Origin of the sequence: Roseomonas sp. 18066 (genome assembly GCF_902706185.1) — a bacterium.
Taxonomy (GTDB): Bacteria; Pseudomonadota; Alphaproteobacteria; order Acetobacterales; family Acetobacteraceae; genus Pseudoroseomonas.
Window position 1 is genome coordinate 1 of record NZ_CACSJM010000130.1, and the last position, 16628, is coordinate 16628.

Here is a 16628-nt window from a genome sequence, read left to right on the forward strand (position 1 = left end):
AAGCATGGGGGCTCCGCCCCCAAACCCCCGCCGGGGGGATAGTATCCCCCCGGACCCCGCCGTCAGACAGCAGACAACAAGGCGTCGCAGACGCGATCCAGCTGCGCCTCGTCCAGATAGGGGTGCATCGGCAGGGCCAGGATGCGCTGGCTGACCTGCTCGCTGACCGGCAGCGGCGGACCCTGGCGCAGACCCTCGCGATGCGCCGCCGCATAGGCCGGCTGGTGATGCAGCGGCTTCGGATAATAGATCGCGCTGGGCACGCCCTGCGCCTGCATCGCCGCCTGCACCGTGGCGCGCGTCGCGGCATCGGGCAGCAGCACCGAATACAGGCCCCAGGCCGACTGCGCCCCCGCCATCTCGGTGGGCACCACGACACGGCCGGCCAGGCGGCGGCTGTAATGCGCGGCGACCCGGGCGCGGTCGGCCAGCTCCTGCTCCAGCAGCGGCAGCTTGCACAGCAGCACCGCGGCCTGGATGCTGTCCAACCGCCCGTTCATGCCGGTGCGCTCGACCTCGTAGCGGGTCTTGCCCTCGCCATGCGTGCGCAGCATCCGGTACAGCTCGGCCCGCGCCGGGTCGTTGGTCAGCAGCGCGCCGCCATCGCCGTAGCAGCCCAGCGTCTTGGTCGGATAGAAGCTGAGCGCCGTCGCATCCGCCCAGCCGCCCAGCCGCTTGCCATGCAGCGCGCCGCCAAAGGCCTGCGCCGCGTCGTCGAGGGCGAACATCCCCTCCCGCGCGCAGATCTCCTGCAGCTTCGGCCAGTCGGCCGGACGCCCGAACAGGTCGACGCCGACCACGGCGCGCGGCCGCAGCCGGCCCTCGGCCTTCACCAGGGCGATGCGGTTCTCGAGATCGGCCAGGTCGATGTTGAACCCGTCCTCCTCGACATCGACGAAGACCGGGGTGGCGCCCAGCACCAGCGGCACCTCGGCGGTGGCGGTATAGGTGAAGGCCGGCAGGAACACCGCGTCGCCGGCGCCGATGCCCTCGGCCATCATGGCGATCTGCAGCGCGTCGGTGCCGGAGGAGACGCCGACGGCATGCGCGACGCCGGCGAACTCGGCCAGCTTCGCCTCTACCTCGCGCACATCGGGGCCGTTGATGAAGGCGCCGCTGTCCAGGATGGCGGCGATGCGGCGGTCGATCTCCGGACGGATCAGCGCCTGCTGCGCCTTCATGTCGAACAGCGAAATCGGGCGCGTGGTGGTCTCGGCGGTCATCAGGATCAGCTCCGTGCGTCGGGCCGGCCCGGCCGGCCCGAGGACCGGCGCTCAGGCCTGGATGACGGCGTGATAGGCCCGTTCGCCCTGCAGAGGGAAATCACCGCGCGTTTCAAAGGGCAACGTTGGGCTGACCGCGGCATCCCGGTACACGCCGCGGGTGTCGATGATCAGCCGCGCATGCCGCCTGAGCGCGGTGAAATCCACCCCCGGCTGCGGCGTGACGATGACCACCGCATCCTGCGCCGCCAGCCGCTCTGGCGTCAGCGCGACGCTGGCCAGCCCCGGCGCCCGCCCCAGCCGCCGCGTCGCCGGGAACTGGGCGACCAGCGGGTCGTGATACGCGATCTCGGCGCCCCGCTCCGCCAGCAGGGAGAAAATTTCCAGCGCCGGGCTTTCGCGGGTGTCCGGCACCCCGGGCTTGTAGGCCAGGCCGATCAGCAGGATCCGCGCGCCCCGCAGCGCCTTGCCGCGCGCATCCAGCGCGTCGCGCAGCCGCCCCACCACATAGGCCGGCATGGCGTCGTTCACCCGTCCCGCCAGCTCGACGAAATCGCTCGGCACGCCGAGCTCCCGCGCTTTCCAGGCCAGGTAATAGGGATCGACCGGGATGCAGTGGCCGCCGAGCCCCGGCCCGGGGCGGAAGGCCATGAAGCCGAAGGGCTTGGTGGCGGCAGCGTCGATCACCTCCTGCACGTCCAGGCCCAGCGCGTGGCTGATCCGCTTCAGCTCGTTGACCAGCCCGATATTCACCGCCCGGAAGACGTTCTCGTAGAGCTTGGCCAGCTCCGCCGCCCGCAGCGACGACAGCGGCACCACCCCGCCGGCGACCGGGCCGTAGAGCGCCATCCCCACCTCGAGGCATTCCGGCGTCGCCCCGGCCAGCAGCTTCGGCACGCAGCCCACGGTGCCCTCGGGGTTGCCGGGGTCTTCCCGTTCGGGGCTGTAGAGGAGGAAGGCATCCCGCCCCGGCTGCAGCCCGGCGCCCAGCAGCGCGGGCAGCAAAAACTCCTCGGTGGTGCCGGGATAGGTGGTGCTTTCCAGCGCCACCACCTGGCCGCGCCGCAGATGCGGGGCCAGCGCCGCCACCGTGTCCCGCACCGGGCCCAGGTCGGGTTCCTTGTGCGGCCCGACCGGGGTGGGGACGCAGATCACCAGCACGTCGCAATCGGCGGCGGCGGCGGACAGGTGCTGGTGCGGGGTGATGCGGGCGCCCGCGACCCGGGCATGGTCGATGCCGTGGATCGGGCTCAGCCCGGCCTCGATCGCGGCGATCTTCTGCGGGTCGATGTCGAAGCCGGTGACCGGGAAGCCGGCCTCGGCGAAGCGCAGCGCCAAAGGCAGGCCGGCATAGCCCAGGCCGATCACCCCGATCCGCGCCTCGCGCGCGGCGATGCGCCGCAACAGCCAGGCCCTGACATCCGTGGGACTCCCGGGCGCTTCCAGCAGCGCGGGAAATCCGGTGGCGGCGATCCAGGGGGCGGCGGTGCCCCCGGAAGCGGTCAGGGCCTGTGGCACGCGGCTACCCCCCAGGGTTGTGGTCGAATTCCGGCACGAGACGGGCGAGCTGCGCCAGCGCCGGAGCAGCCGCCCCGGCACGGGCATCGGCGGCGATCGCGTCGATCGCCTGGCCGACCTGGTCGGCATCGGTGGTCCGCGGCGTCGCCACCAGCAGCCCCGCGAACTGCGTCGGCCGCGGCGGCTCCTGCCCGTGGAACAGCTCCTCGAACAGCTTCTCGCCGGGGCGGAGGCCGGTGAAGCGGATCTCGATATCCTCGTCGGGGCGCAGGCCGGCCAGGCGGATCATGCGGCGGGCCATGTCGACGATCTTCACGGCCTTGCCCATGTCGAGCACGAAGATGCCGCCATCGGCCAGCTCCGGCGGCTGGTCCTGCCGGTCCTCGGCGCCGATGACGCTGGCCTGCAGCACCAGCCCCACCGCCTCGCGCACCGTCATGAAATAGCGGCGCATGTCGGGATGGGTGACGGTCAGCGGACCGCCGCGCTCCAGCTGGCGGCGGAACAGCGGCACCACCGAGCCGGTCGAGCCCAGCACATTGCCGAAGCGCACGGTGACGCAGCGCATGCCGCCGGCCGCCCCATGCCGCGCCTGCTTGTCCAGCGCCTGGCAGTACATTTCCGCCAGCCGCTTCGAGGCGCCCATGACGCTGGTCGGGTTCACCGCCTTGTCCGTGCTGATGAAGACCATGGCGCGGCAGCCGACGGCGCGGGCGGCATCCGCGATGATGCGGGTGCCCAGCGCATTGGTCTGCAGCCCCTCCAGCGGGTCGTTCTCGACCATGGGCACATGCTTCAGCGCGGCGGCGTGGAAGACCAGCTCGGGCCGCACCTCGGCCATCAGCCGCGCGATGCGGGCGGCGTCGCGCACATCGGCCAGCATGGCCCGCCGCGGCACCCCCGGATGCGTCTCGGCCAGCTCCAGGTCGATGCCGTAGAGAGCAAATTCGCCGTGGTCGAGCAGCGTCAGGTGGGACGGGCCCAGCGCCGCCACCTGCCGCGCCAGCTCGCCGCCGATGGTGCCGCCGGCGCCGGTCACCAGCACGCGGCGGCCCTGCACCAGCCGGGCCATGCCCTCGCGGTCCAGCGGCACCTGCGGGCGGTCCAGCAGCTCCTCGATGGCGACGGGGCGCAGGTCGAAGCGGCGGGTCGCCTTGCTGCGCGGCGCCGGGTCCAGCGCGGTCAGCCGCGGCGCCCGCTTCACCATCACCCCATGCCGGTCGGCCACATCCAGCATCTCTTCCAGCTCCGGCCCCTGCAGGTCGGGGTCGGCCAGGACGAGCGCGGCCGGCAGCCGGCGCTCGGCGCGCAGCCGGTCCAGCACCTCGGCCGCTTCCTCGAAGCCGCCCAGGATCGGGTAGCCATGGATGCGGCGGCCGGCGGCGCGCGGGCGGCGGGCCAGGATGCCGGTGACGCGATAGCCCGGCGCCCGCTGCTGCAGCAGCGCCCGGATGAACAGGTCGGCCGCATCCCCGGTGCCGACCAGCAGCACCGGCTGGGCCGGCGCCTCGCTGGCCGAGCCCACCCGGTGCGCCTGCTTCAGCCGGCCGATGATGCGCGGCGCCAGCAGGGCGGCGGCCAGGGTCCCGGCATGGATCAGCGGGAAGGCCGGGTTGGGCGGCATCCAGGCGCCGAGCAGCAGCAGCCCCAGCCCGAACAGCAGCGCCGCGCCGATGCCGGCGCCCAGCACCCCCATCAGGTCGCGCAGCGCGGCGAAGCGCCAATATTGCTGCGGCAGCCGCACCGGCAGCCCGGCCAGCAGCAGGGCGGCGACCGCCCCGGGCAGGGCGGCTGCCCACCAGAGCGGCGGCGGCCAGGCGCCGGGGGCGGCAAGCCAGACGGCGATCGGCAGGGCCAGGGCGGCGAGCAGCGCGTCCAGGCCGATGTTCAACAGGATGCGGGTGAGGGCCATGAAGGCCGCGTATAGGCGCGCAGCAGGCGAGGGTGAAGCTTTGCCGCCATTCCGCGGCATCAAGCCACTGCCATGCAGCGCGCCCCGGGTCACCGGATCGGTGCCAGCTGGCGGTACAGCGCGACCAGCCGCTCGGCCTCGGCGGCCCAGCCGAAGCGGCCCAGCGCCGCTTCCCGCCCGCGCCCGGCCAGCAGGCTGCGGCGCGCCGGCGAGGCGAGCTCGGCCACCGCGGCGGCGATGGCGGCCGGGTCGGCGCTGTCGACCAGCAGCCCGTTGCCGGCGCCGTTGACGATGCCGGCGACCTCGGTGGCGAAGGCCGGCGCGATCACCGGCAGCCCGGCCAGCATGCAGTCGAACAGCTTGTGCGGCAGCGCCAGGCGGTGATTTTCCACCCCCGGCTGGAACAGCACCAGGCCGATATCGGCGGTGGCAGCCTCGTCCAGCGCCAGCGCATGCGGCAGCCAGCCGCGGATCTCTATTCTGTCCGCGAGCCCGAGCCGGTCTGCCTCCGCCCGGAAGGCCGGCTCGGACCCATCCGTGAAGCGGCCGACCAGTTTCAGCCGCGTGCCCGGCGGGCACAGCGCCAGGGCGGCCAGCATGGTGAAGGCGCCGCGTTCCCGCCCCAGCGCGCCCAGATGCAGCAGGGTCAGCGGCCCCTCGGCATGGCGGCGCGGCGCGACGGCGGCGCCGGCGGCATAGTTGCGCACGGGGACGCAGCGCGGCGCGCCGGCATAGTCCTCCGCCAGCCCGTCCTTCGCCAGCACCACGGCATCGGCCCGCCGCGCCATGGCGCGGCAGGCCAGCCGCAGGGCCAGCCGCGCCAGCGGCCGCAGCAGCGCCGGCAGCCGGTTGTCCAGCCGCGAGGGGTAGTGCTCATGCACATCCAGCACCACCCGCGCCCTTCCGCCGCGCGCCGCCCACAGTGCGGCCGCCCAGGCATCCGGCTCGTTGGCATGCAGCACGGCGGCGCCGGATTCGCGGGCCCGACGGGCGAGAGCAGAAATCCCCAGCAGCCGGCCGCGCCAGCCGGCGCGGCGGCGATAGGGGCGGATGGCGACGCCGGCATGCTGCTCGGGCGCCGCCGAGCCGGGGCAGAGATGCACCACCCGCCAGCCCGCCGCCGCCAGCGCCGCGCCCTCCTTGCCGACCACCCGCAGGTCGGTCGGCGGATGGGCTGCCGACAGCAGGCAGACCAGCGGCGGCGGCGCCAGCAGCGCCGGCTGCCGCAGCCGCGGCGGGAAGGCGATGGGGCCGGCCGGCATCACGCGGCGCTCCGCCGGCGGCGCTGCGGCTTGCGGACGGCCACGCCATCCAGCGCGGCGCCCGACAGAAACTCCGCCAGATGCGCGACCATGCGCGGCCCGGCACGGCCGTCCCAGAGCGGGATCGGCCGGGCCGGCGGCCAGGCGCCGTCGAGGATTTCCGCCACCGCCTCGGTCAGGGATTCCGGCAGGGTGGCGGGCGGGATCAGCCGGTTGCTGCCGGATTCCAGCGTGACCGGCCGCTCGGTGGAGGGGCGCAGCGTCAGGCAGGGCAGGTCGAGCAGGCTGGCTTCCTCCTGCACGCCACCGCTGTCGGTGGCGACCAGCCGGGCGCGGGCCATCAGCCCGAGGAAATCCAGATAGCCCAGCGGCGGCAGCAGGCGGATGCCGGGCGGGATGCGCAAGCCGGTCGCCTGCAGCCGCGCGGCGGTGCGCGGATGCAGCGGCCAGACCAGCGGGATCTGCGCGGCGGCGCGCTTCAGCGCCGACAGGATCGGGGCCAGCGCCGCCGGGTCGTCGACATTGGCCGGGCGGTGCAGGGTGACGACGCCATAGGCGCGCGGCAGCAGCCCCTCCGGCAGGGGCCGCGCCCGGGCGGCGGGCAGCCGGTCCAGCAGCGTGTCGATCATGGCGTTGCCGACGGCGCGCGCGGCGCGGGACGGGTGGCCCTGGCGCAGCAGCCGGTCGGCCGTCGCCTGGTCCGGCGCCCAGAGCAGGTCGCTGATGGCATCCACCGCGCGGCGGTTGATCTCCTCCGGCATGTCGCGGTCGCCGCAGCGCAGCCCGGCCTCCAGATGCGCGACGGGGATGCCGAGCTTCCGCGCGGCCAGCGCGGCGGCCAGCGTCGCGTCGACGTCGCCGGCGACGACCACCAGCCCCGGCCGGCGCCGGGCCCAGCTCTCGGCGCAGGCCAGCAGCGTGCGGGCGGTGGTGCCGGCATGGCCGCCGCCGCCGGCGACACCCAGCGCGATCTGCGGCGGCGGCAGGTTCAATTCGGCCAGGTGCCGGCCGAACATGGCGTGGTCGGCATGCTGGCCGGTATGCAGCAGCACCGGGCGGCAGAAGGCCGGGCGGCCGCTGGCCTGGTGCGCTGCCAGGGCGTGCCACAGCGCCGCCAGCTTCGGCAGGTTGGGCCGGGCGGCGGCGACCAGATGCACCTCCGGCAGCGGCAGGGCGGCGCGGTCGGGGCGGTCTTCCTCGTCCCGCAGCAGGCCGGGCAGCAGCACCTGGGGGGGAATGCCAGGCAGCGGGAATTCGGAACGGTAGCCATCGGGCGGGGTCATGCCGGCACCAGCGCGGTTTCGGTGGCGGGGCGCGCGGCGGTCAGCCGCACGATCTCGGCGAAGCGGGCGGCCTGCAGCCTTCGGTCCCAGCGGCGCACCGCCTGGTCGCGGGCGGCGCGGCCCATGGCGGCGCGCTGCGCCGGGTGGCCGGCCAGCCAGGCCAGCGATTCCGCCAGGGAATGGGCCATGTCCCCGGCCCCCGCCGCGGCATCGCCCGGGGGGGGAGCGATGCCGCAGGGGCCCTCGGCGAGCAGGCGTCCTGCCCGGCCGGAGAGGGTCGAGACCACCGGCAGCCCGGCTGCCAGGTAGTCCATCAGCTTGTTGGGGGCGGTCCATTCGGCGAATTCCGGGACCGGCGCCAGGCATTGCACCCCCATCTGGCAGCCGGCCAGCAGGGCGGCCAATTGCCGCTTCGGCATCGGGTCGAGGAAGCTGACATTGGCCAGCCCCATCTCGCCGGCCCGCGCCATCAGCCGCGGCTTCTCGGCGCCTTCGCCCACCAGCAGCAGCCGCAGCCGGCGCTCGTCGCGGGCCTGCAGCAGGGCGGCGGCGTCCAGCAGCTGGTCCAGGCCATTGGCCCTTCCATGCGCCCCGGCATAGACCGCCAGCGCCTCCCAGGGCGCGGCCTCGGCCGGGCGCCAGGGGGCGACATGCGGGCCGAACAGCTCCAGGTCGCAGCCATTCGGCACCACATGCACGCGGCCCGGCCCGGCGCCGCGGTCCAGCGCGGTCTGCGCCATGCCCTCGGACAGGGCGATGACGGCGCTGGCGCGGCGGCAGGCGGCATCGGCCAGCCGGCCCATCCCCGCCAGCACCGGGCCGGGCAGCCCGCCCAGCGCCGCCGGCAGCTCCGGCCAGGGGTCGCGGATCTCGAACAGGAAGGGCGTGCCGCGCAGCCTCTGGGCCAGCAGCGCCGGGATGGCCACGGTCAGCGGCGTCGAGCTGGCGATGACCAGGTCCCAGCGCTGCGACAGCGCCAGCCGCGAGGCCTGGGCCGCATAGCGGGCGAAGGCGGCGGTCCGGGCGGCGACCCCCATGGCGTTGTCATAGGAAATATCGAGCTCGATCAGCCGCAGCCCGCGCAGCAGGCCTTCGCGCCGGCCCTTGTGATAGCCGCCGATCAGCCCGGTCACCGCGCCCTGGTAGCGGCCGCAGAGGATGGTGACATGGTGCCCCTGGCGCGTCAGCGCCGTCGCCATGGCGTGGCTGCGGGTGGCGGTGGCGCCCTGGGGGCCGGAATAATGCTGGTGCAGGTAGAGGATGCGCATGGTCCTTACCCCCTGAAGCCGGCGCGGATGATCTCGATGACGCGGTCCTGGTCGGCGCTGCTCATGGCGCCGCTCGGCAGGCACAGGCCCCGCTCGAACAGGCGCAGCGCCTGGCCCGGGCCGTGGCAGCGGGCGCCGCGGAAGGCGGGCTGCATGTGCAGCGGCTTCCAGACCGGGCGGCTTTCGATATTGGCCGCCTCCAGCTCGCGCCGCAGCTCCTCCGGCGTCGCGCCGAAGCGGGCGGGGTCGAGCTGCAGCACGGTCAGCCAGCGCGAGGCCTGGGCCCAGCCGGGCTCGGGCATCAGCGTCAGCCCGGGCAGGTCGGACAGCGCCTCGGCATAGCGGGCGAAGACCAGGCGGCGGGCGGCGACGCGGGCGCGCAGCGCGCCGATCTGGGCCAGCCCCACCGAGGCCAGCACCGAGGACAGGCCATAGGAATAGCCGGTGGTCTCGTGCTGGTAATGCGGCGCCGCCTCCTTGGCCTGGGTCGCCAGGTGCCGGGCGCGGGCGATCAGCGCCGGGTCGTCCGAGCACAGCGCGCCACCGCCGCCGGCGGTGATGATCTTGTTGCCGTTGAAGGAGAAGGCGGCCATCGCCGCGCCCTTGCCGACGGGGCGGCCGCGGTAATGCGCGCCCAGCGCCTCGGCGCTGTCGCACAGCACCGGCACGCCCCAGCGGCCGCAGATCGCCAGGATGACGTCGAGATCCGCCGGCTGGCCGTAGAGATCCACCGGCACCACCGCCCGCGGCAGCTTTCCGCGCCGCGCGGCCAGCCGCAGCTGGGTCTCCAGCACCTCCGGGTCCAGCGTCCAGCTTTCCGGCGCGACGTCGAGGAAGCGCGGCCTTGCCCCCATCTGCACCGCCGGGGCGATGGTGGCGACGAAGGTCAGGCTCTGGGTCCAGACCTCGTCGCCGCGCTCGACGCCCAGCACCCGGTAGGCCAGGTGCAGCGCCGCGGTGCCGGAGGCGACGGCGGCGGCATGGGCGAAGCCGGTGGCGTCGCACAGCGCCGTCTCGAAGGCCTCGGGCACCGGGCCAGCCGGGGCGATCCAGCCGGAGGTCAGGGTGCGGCTCAGCGTCGCCAGCTCGCCGCCGACCAGGCTGGGGGGCGACAGATGCAGGCGCGGCCGCGGCATCGGCGCCATCCGGGGGCGGTCCGGGAAGCGCAGGATGCCCCCTGCCACCGCCCCCGCCATGTCGCCCGCTCCGTTCTGGATTGCTGCCATGGTCGATGCTCGCCCTTGCTCGCAGACCGCTCACGTTTTTGTGAGCGCACCCCAAGGCAAGCAGCCTTCCGGGTGAGTTTGCAAGCAGCAAATCAACCAGGAGTGTTTAAATCTTCCTCAATCGGTTCAGGCACTTGCACGGGAGCCGAGTCGAAACGCGGCATCGTCGCGTGGCCCGGCGCGGTGACTCCGTGCCCGATCAAAAGGATACGCAACGTTCCTAGCGCGGCACGAAAATCACCGCTGGCGGAGACGTGTTGCGCATAGGTTGCATCGCATTCAAGCCGGTCGCGCCAGGGCAGGGCGTTGCGCCCGGCGGCCTGGGCGGAACCCGCGAGTCCCGGCCGCACCGCCAGCCGCGAGCGCTGCCGGCGGTCGTAATGCGGCAGATAGGCCAGCGGCAGCGGCCGTGGCCCGACCAGGCTCATCTCGCCGCGCAGCACGTTCCCCAGCTGCAGCAGCTCGTCCAGGGCGGTGGCGCGCAGGAAGCGCCCGAAACGCCCGAGTCGAAGCGAGTCGTCTCCCGGCCCCTCGGCCATCGAGCGGAATTTTAGCACCGCGAACGGCGCGCCATAGCGCCCGGCGCGGAGCTGGCGAAACAGCACCGGCCGGCCCAGCGCGACCCGCACGGCGATCGCCACCGCCAGCAGCAGCGGCGCCAGCATCACCAGCAGCGACGTGGCCAGCAGGATATCGAGCGGACGCTTGAGGAAACGTTCGTAGCGGCGCCTATCCATGCGGCGACTCGGGGCTGCGGCGCGCCGACTCGACCCGGGCGACGACGCCGACCGACAGCGCCAGGCCGAGCGCGAACCACACCATCCGGTTGCCGAGATCCGTCGAGACCAGCGCCGCCAGCGCCACCGGCAGCACCAGCGCCGCGATCCGCGCGACGCGCCCCGGCGCCGCATGGCGGGCGCGCAGCAGCAGCAGCAGCACGCCGCCGCCGAAGCTGGCCAGCCACAGCACCAGCCCGGGCAGCCCGCCCTCGGCCAGCGCCTCCAGCGCGTGGTTGTGCGGGTAGAGGCCGCGGCGCTCGCCATGGCCGGCGGCGATGGTGAAGCCGCCGGTGCCCAGGCCCCAGGGCAGCGTCTCCCCGGCCCAGGCCAGGGCGGCGCGCCACAGCGCCGGCCGCGCCGAGGCCTCGATGCCCGAGGAGGTGAAGCGTTCCAGGGTGCGCAGCCCTTCGGTCTCGGCGATGCGCAGCAGCAGCAGGACCACCGCCGCCACCGCGGCCAGCGTCGCCAGCGCCAGCCAGCCCAGCGCCGCGCGCGGCCGCCCGGCCGACCAGCAGCGCAAGGCCGGCACCAGCAGCACGGCGGCGACCAGCGCGATCAGCCCGAGCCGCCCGCCCGGCAGCAGGGCGGCGACCGCCATGGCGACGACATAACCCGCCCAGAACACCCGGCCCCAAAGCTGGCGCGACTCGATCAGCCGCACGGCGCCCAGCCCCGCCGCGCAGGCGATGGCCTGGCCGGCCAGCTGGTACTGCACGCGCAGCAGGTCGGGCTGCGACATGCCCTCGGCCGGGCCGCCCAGCACCACCTGGCCCTGCGCCAGGCCCCAGGCAATGCTGGCCGCCACCAGCGGGCCGATGGCCAGCGTGGCGGCCGCGAAAGCGCGGCGGGCGGCGGCGTCGGCGCCGATGGCCAGCCCCGCCAGCAGCATCGGCGGCCCCAGCAGCAGCAGGTCGGCGAGCTTGGCCGGCAGCACGGTGTGGCTGGCGCTCCAGGACCCGGCCACCACCAGCCAGAGCCAGAGGAGAGAGCTGGCGGCCAGCGGCGGCCCGACCAGCGGGTGCAGCCGCCAGCGCCGGGTCAGCAGCAGCAGCGCCAGCAGCGGCAGGGTGGCCATGCCGGCCAGGAGCGTCAGGTCCAGCGGCAGCCGCGCCCCCGCCGGCGTCGATTTCAAGGCGCCGGCGAAATGCAGCGCCGCGGCGCTGGCGCCGACCAGCGAGGCCAGGCTGGCGGTATCAACCCGCGTCACCTCTCCGGCCCGCGCAGCAGCACCCAGCAGGCGGCCATGAACAGGCAGGCCATCGGCGCGGCGAGCCCCAGCAGCAGCAGCAGCAGCGGCCGGTTCGGCACCGAGGGCCGCAGCTCGACGCTGGGGCCGGAGACCAGGCGCGAGGCCAGCGTCGATTCCGCCGCCACCACCAAAGCGGCGCGCTGGTGCTGGGCCAGCAGCTCGAACAGCGGCGTGCGGAGATAGAGGTCGCGCTCGGTGGCGAGGCGGCCTTCGAGGGCGATGATGCGGCGGCGGGTCAGCAGGGCGAGGTCCTCGCGCACCCGGGATTCGGCGAAACGGTGCAGCCGCTCGAGGATTTCGAGGGCGGTGTCGCGCGACGGATGGGCGAGCTCCAGCGTCCAGGTCACCGAGGCCAGCGACTGGGTGACGGCCAGGTTGCGTTCCAGCCAGCGCTGGGCGTCGTCGCCGTCGAGCGCGCGCTCCACGCCGAGCAGCGCGCGCAGCGGCGCCATCGGGCTTTCGGCGCGGGCGACGGCCAGCGCCTCGAGCAGAGACGTATCGCGCAGCAGCATCGCCGTGGCCTCCGGGCTGCGCAGCGCCGCCAGATAGACGGCGAAATTGCCGCCCGGCCGCGTGTCCAGCAGCGAGCCCGGCGCCAGGGTGTTCGCAGAAATCATGCTGGAGGCGGCGAGGCCGGTGGTCTCGGCCGGCGCCACCACGGCCTGGGCGACATAGGCGCGCGGCCAAGCCAGGATCAGCGTGGTGCCGGCGGCCAGCAGCAGGAGGGCTGCCAGCACCACCAGCTGGCGCAGCCGCCAGACGCCCCTCAGCAGCTGGTCGAGCGGCATGGGCCCTCCGTCGCATCGTCGAAGGGCGGCAGCAGGATGCGGGTGACCAGGCAGCGCAGCGGCGCCTCGGCCTCGGCGGCCAGCACGCGGCAGGGCAGCACCTGGCCATAGGCCGGGCTGTGCCAGCCGCGTTCCAGCCGCAAGGTCAGCGGCGCGTCGGCGGAAATGCGCAGCCGGGCCGGGCCGGCGACGCCATCGGGCCGCATTTCCCATTCGCCAGGGCCGAGCCGCCAGCGCAGCACGGCGCGCTCGAATGTTCCTTCCACCAGGTCGGTGACCAGCCAGTGGCGGCCCTCGACGCGGATCTGCCGGCGATGGGTGCGGCCGAAGCGGTCGGTGGCCATGGCCCCCTGCGGCAGGGGGGCGACCCGTGGCCAGGCACCGAACAGAAAACGGCCGAGCCGCGGCATCGGCTCCTGCGCGTCGAACTGGATGGCGTTGTGCGCGGCCTGGCTGGGGAAATAGTCCAGCCACCAGCGCGAGCCCTGCGGCGGGTTGTAGGCACCGGTGCCGCCATCGGTCAGCAGCGGGCGGTCGCCGTCCCAGAGCTCCAGATGCAGCAGGTCGGCCTGGCCGGGGCGGAAGCGCAAGGGACCGGCGCGCAGCAGGGCGCGGGCGCCGGCGACCTCCCAGCCGCGGCTGCCGGCGGCGGTCCAGGCGGCGGGGCGGGGCAGGGCAGGCGCCGGGCCGAGGCCGAGCCAGTCGCAGCCAGGGTCCGGCGTGCCGGTGGAGAAGCCGGCGAAAAGGCGCAGCGCCCGCTCGACGCTGCCGCGCGCATCGGCCGGGCCATGCGCGCCCAGGTCGGCCACGGCCGAAGCATCCTGGTGACCAAGGCGGGGCAGGGCGCCGGAGGGGGCCATGACGCGCGCCAGCCAGATGGAGGCCGCCGCCATCCGCGCCGGGATGGGGGCCGCCAGGGCCGGGCGGCCGAGATGGCGGCGGATCGCCTCCAGCGCGGTCAGCGTGTCGAGCAGCAGCCGGTGATAGCCGGTGGAGACCGGGGCGAAGCCGCCATCGGGGGCCACCAGCCGCGCCACCGCCGCCGCCAGTTTTCTTTCCGATCGCGCCGCGGCGGCGGCGTCATCCAGGAACCAGGCGGCCACCAGAAGACCGGCGGGTTCGCTGATGGCGTGGTTGTTGTCCTGGGCGCGGGCATAGAGGGCGGTGGCGGCGATGCGCGCGGCATGCAGGCGCAGGAAGGCCTGGGCCGCCGGGGAGGGCTGCTGCCCGGCCAGCACCAGCGCCAGGCCCAGATGCAGGAGGCGGATCGCCGCCTCTTGCCCGCAGGCCCAGTTCGGGCCGCGATAGGGCGGGTTGGCGGCGTTCCATCGCGCCCAATTCGACTCGAGCGCGGCCTGGTGGCCCTCCGACGGCCAGAGGCGGGACGCCTGGACCAGCAGCGGAGCCCAGGCGAATCGATTCGCCTCCCAAACGGGGCGGATATCGCCGGGGGTGAAGAGGTCCATGCCCAACGACGGCGCCGCCGCGTCGAAATTTCCATGGGTGGCGACGGGGGGCAGGGCGGCCAGCGCCGCGCGCAGCCGGGCCTGGCCGGCCGGGTCGATGGCCACCGGTTGCACCGAAAAACGTTCCGGAAACAAGGGTGTATCGGGGACGGACGGCGGAGAAGAGAGCGCGCGCTGGGGCAGGCCGGCAGCCAGGCGCAGCCGGTGCCAGCCATAGCGGGCGAGCGGCAGCGCGCCGAGCTGGGGCCCGGTTCGCAGCCACAGCCAGGCTCGCCCTGGTTGAAGATTGCGCGCTTGGATCGCCATTGAGGTTTTGATAAAGCAATAATCACGATTACGCGAGCGTTCTGACCGACTCCCCCTGCGAAGGGCGACCCCCGTGCCGAAGCCGCTGCCCCGCCATCCTGTTCCCCCTGCCGCCGTGCGTCCGGCGCGGCTGCTGATGGCCGCGGTGCTGGCGCTGGGCCAGGTGTCTTCGGCCTTCGCCCAGCCGGCGCCGCCGCCCGCCGCCAGCACGCCACCCCTGGCCCTGCCGCAGGTCGCGGCACCGCCCGGGGGCGCCATGCTGGGCAATCCGCCGCTGCCGCTGACCCTGCCGGGGGGGCTGCCGCTGCCCAGCCTGCCGCCCTCGGTGCAGCAGGACATCCTGCAGCGGATCCTGGAGGCCAGCGGCAATGGCCGGGCGCCGGCGCCGCTGATGCCCTCGGCGCCGCCCTCGACGGCGGGATTGCCCGGCGGCATTCCGCCCAGCCTGCCGCATTACCCGATGCCGGCGGCGCCCACCCCCGCCGGCGAGCCGCTGTCCCAGGCGGAGGCGCATTTCGCCATGCGCCTCGAAGGCGTGGTGCTGCGCCAGTTCGGCTACGACACCTTCAAGGAGATCAGCGCGGCGCCGCCGGGGCAGCCGCCGATGGCGCAGGTGCCGGACGACTATATCCTGGGCCGCGACGACGAGGTGCTGGTCAGCATCCGCGGCCGCACCCAGCAGAATTACGGGCTGCGCATCCGCCGCGACGGCATGCTGCTGCTGCCCGACCTGCCGCCGATCTCGGCCGCCGGACGGCCGCTGGGCGACCTGCGGGCCGAGGTCGAATCGCGGGTGGCGCGCGAGCTCGGCGGGTCGGAGGCCTTTGTCAGCCTGGGCCAGCTGCGGCAGATCGGCGTCTTCATCGCCGGCGAGGTGCTGCGGCCGGGCCTCTATCCCATGCCGGCTTTGGCCTCGGTGCTGGATGCGCTGGCGCTGGCCGGCGGCGTGAAGAAGACCGGCACGCTGCGCTCGATCCGCGTCGAGGGGCCGCGGGGCCCGCGCACCGTCGACCTGTACAGCGTCATCGGCAGCGAATCCGGCACGCCGGACCTGGCGCTGCGCGAGGGCGAGCGGATCGTGGTGCCGCCGCTGGGCGCCGCCTTCGCCATCGCCGGCGAGGTGACGCGGCCGGGCATCTTCGAGATGCCGCCGGGCGTCGAGCAGATGCCGCTGGCGACATTGCTGCGCCTGGCCGGGCAGCCGCTGCGGCCGGCAGGCCAGCGCTTCCTGCTGCAGGGGACGGATGCGCAGGGCCGGCGCAGCCTGTCGGAGATTGGGCCGCAGGGGCGGCTGCGGCGCGGCGACGCGGTGCTGGTGCAGCCGGGCAGCGACGTGCTGGCGGGCCAGGTGCGGCTGGCAGGCCACGTGGCGGCGCCGCTGCTGCGGGCCGCCGGCAGCGCCGGGCTGCGCGGGCTGCTGGCCGACCCGCTGCTGGTGAAGCCCGACCCCTATCTGCGGCTGGCGATCATCTGGCGGGTCGATCCGCAGACCCGGGTGCGGCGCTTCATCGGCTTCGACCTGGGCCGCCTGCTGCAGCGCCAGACCGACCTGCCGCTGCGGCCGGGCGACGAGGTTCTGTTGATTTCCCAGGCCGATATCCTCTGGCTGGCCAGTCCGCCGGTGCAGCGGGCGCTGCGGGGTGAAGCCGCGACCGAATGCCCGGCGCTGCAGGCGCTGGCGGTGGCCGCGCGGTCCTCGCCGGTGCGCTTCGCCCATGTGCGGGGCGCCGGATTCCCGGATCTCGGCGCGCCGCCCTGCCCGGCGCTGTTCGTCGATTACCCGGCGCTGCTGCCCTATCTGCTCGATCAGGCGGTGCTGCTGTCGGGCGAGGCGCGGCTGCCCGGGCTGTATCCGATCCTGGACGATACCGGGCTGGACCAGGTGCTGGGCGCCGCCGGCGGGCTGACCGACACGGTGGACCTGTCGGCCGTCGAGCTGTCGCGGGAGCCGCTGGAGCAGGCCGGGGCCATCCCGCTGTCGCGCACGCTGCTGGACCTGCGCAGCGGCAATTTCGCCGCCATCCGCCTGTCGCCGCGCGACGCGGTGCGGCTGCCACGCGGCTTCGGCGACCGCGACAGCGGGCCGGTGACGCTGGTGGGCGAGTTCCTGCGGCCCGGCATCTACGACATCCGCCGCGGCGAGCGGCTGTCGGAGCTGGTGGCGCGCGCCGGCGGGCTGTCGCCCCAGGCCTATCCCTATGGTGCCGTCTTCACCCGGGACAGCGTCCGCCAGCGCCAGCAGGAAGGCTTTTCCCGCAGCGCGCGGGAGCTGGAGCAAAGCCTGATCCAGGTCGCGGCCGGCCAGGCGATGGCGGACGCTGTCCCGGGTGAAGACGGCACCATAGGGA

At 74.5% G+C, this 16628-nt stretch carries 12 protein-coding genes; 1 reads left to right on the plus strand and 11 read right to left on the minus strand.

All coding sequences use genetic code 11. The annotated features are described in order from the left end of the window. Positions 1-62: 62 nt before the first annotated feature. From GVN67_RS22225 to GVN67_RS22275, 11 genes are all read right to left on the minus strand, one after another. Positions 63-1223: a DegT/DnrJ/EryC1/StrS aminotransferase family protein gene (locus GVN67_RS22225; protein ID WP_159999522.1), complete on the minus strand. Its 1161-nt coding sequence runs from the start codon at positions 1221-1223 to the stop codon at positions 63-65. 51 nt (positions 1224-1274) lie between these two features. Then, entirely contained in the window at positions 1275-2741 is a 1467-nt protein-coding gene (locus GVN67_RS22230) for a nucleotide sugar dehydrogenase (protein WP_304621469.1), read from the minus strand. Positions 2742-2745: 4 nt separating this feature from the next. Next, on the minus strand, positions 2746-4653 hold the full coding sequence (locus GVN67_RS22235) for a nucleoside-diphosphate sugar epimerase/dehydratase (protein WP_159999523.1): 1908 nt from the start codon (positions 4651-4653) through the stop codon (positions 2746-2748). An 89-nt stretch (positions 4654-4742) separates the two neighbouring features. Further along, positions 4743-5915 (minus strand): glycosyltransferase, encoded by a 1173-nt coding sequence (locus tag GVN67_RS22240; RefSeq protein WP_159999524.1) that lies wholly within the window; start codon positions 5913-5915, stop codon positions 4743-4745. After that, entirely contained in the window at positions 5915-7198 is a 1284-nt protein-coding gene (wecB, locus tag GVN67_RS22245; RefSeq protein ID WP_159999525.1) for a non-hydrolyzing UDP-N-acetylglucosamine 2-epimerase, read from the minus strand. Before wecB ends, GVN67_RS22240 begins: the two co-directional genes overlap by 1 nt. Then, positions 7195-8466 (minus strand): glycosyltransferase family 4 protein, encoded by a 1272-nt coding sequence (locus tag GVN67_RS22250; RefSeq protein WP_159999526.1) that lies wholly within the window; start codon positions 8464-8466, stop codon positions 7195-7197. The genes wecB and GVN67_RS22250 overlap by 4 nt, the downstream gene beginning before the upstream one ends. Before the next feature lie 5 nt (positions 8467-8471). Next, positions 8472-9692 carry a DegT/DnrJ/EryC1/StrS family aminotransferase gene (locus GVN67_RS22255; RefSeq protein WP_159999527.1) on the minus strand — a complete coding sequence of 407 codons (1221 nt, stop codon included), beginning with the start codon at positions 9690-9692 and terminating at the stop codon, positions 8472-8474. 92 nt (positions 9693-9784) lie between these two features. Continuing rightward, complete coding sequence (locus GVN67_RS22260) at positions 9785-10429, minus strand: sugar transferase (protein WP_159999528.1); 645 nt, start codon at positions 10427-10429, stop codon at positions 9785-9787. Further along, on the minus strand, positions 10422-11678 hold the full coding sequence (locus GVN67_RS30140) for an O-antigen ligase (RefSeq protein WP_159999529.1): 1257 nt from the start codon (positions 11676-11678) through the stop codon (positions 10422-10424). The genes GVN67_RS22260 and GVN67_RS30140 overlap by 8 nt, the downstream gene beginning before the upstream one ends. Continuing rightward, positions 11675-12508: a hypothetical protein gene (locus GVN67_RS30145; RefSeq protein ID WP_159999530.1), complete on the minus strand. Its 834-nt coding sequence runs from the start codon at positions 12506-12508 to the stop codon at positions 11675-11677. The genes GVN67_RS30140 and GVN67_RS30145 overlap by 4 nt, the downstream gene beginning before the upstream one ends. Next, a complete protein-coding gene (locus tag GVN67_RS22275; RefSeq protein WP_235035420.1) occupies positions 12487-14088 on the minus strand; it encodes a heparinase II/III-family protein in 1602 nt (533 codons plus the stop codon). Before GVN67_RS22275 ends, GVN67_RS30145 begins: the two co-directional genes overlap by 22 nt. A 265-nt stretch (positions 14089-14353) precedes the next feature. Between GVN67_RS22275 and GVN67_RS22280 the strand changes: the two genes are divergently transcribed. Next, on the plus strand, positions 14354-16628 hold a 2275-nt coding region (locus tag GVN67_RS22280), incomplete at its 3' end, for an SLBB domain-containing protein (RefSeq protein ID WP_235035421.1).

Excerpts from the sequence above, each read along its gene's own strand:
- GVN67_RS22235 (WP_159999523.1), bottom strand. The coding sequence starts at position 4,653 with ATGGCCCTCACCCGCATCCTGTTGAACATCGGCCTGGACGCGCTGCTC.
- GVN67_RS22250 (WP_159999526.1), bottom strand. The coding sequence starts at position 8,466 with ATGCGCATCCTCTACCTGCACCAGCATTATTCCGGCCCCCAGGGCGCC.
- GVN67_RS30145 (WP_159999530.1), bottom strand. The coding sequence starts at position 12,508 with ATGCCGCTCGACCAGCTGCTGAGGGGCGTCTGGCGGCTGCGCCAGCTG.
- GVN67_RS22255 (WP_159999527.1), bottom strand. The coding sequence starts at position 9,692 with ATGGCAGCAATCCAGAACGGAGCGGGCGACATGGCGGGGGCGGTGGCA.
- GVN67_RS22260 (WP_159999528.1), bottom strand. The coding sequence starts at position 10,429 with ATGGATAGGCGCCGCTACGAACGTTTCCTCAAGCGTCCGCTCGATATC.
- wecB (WP_159999525.1), bottom strand. The coding sequence starts at position 7,198 with ATGACCCCGCCCGATGGCTACCGTTCCGAATTCCCGCTGCCTGGCATT.
- GVN67_RS22240 (WP_159999524.1), bottom strand. The coding sequence starts at position 5,915 with ATGCCGGCCGGCCCCATCGCCTTCCCGCCGCGGCTGCGGCAGCCGGCG.
- GVN67_RS22225 (WP_159999522.1), bottom strand. The coding sequence starts at position 1,223 with ATGACCGCCGAGACCACCACGCGCCCGATTTCGCTGTTCGACATGAAG.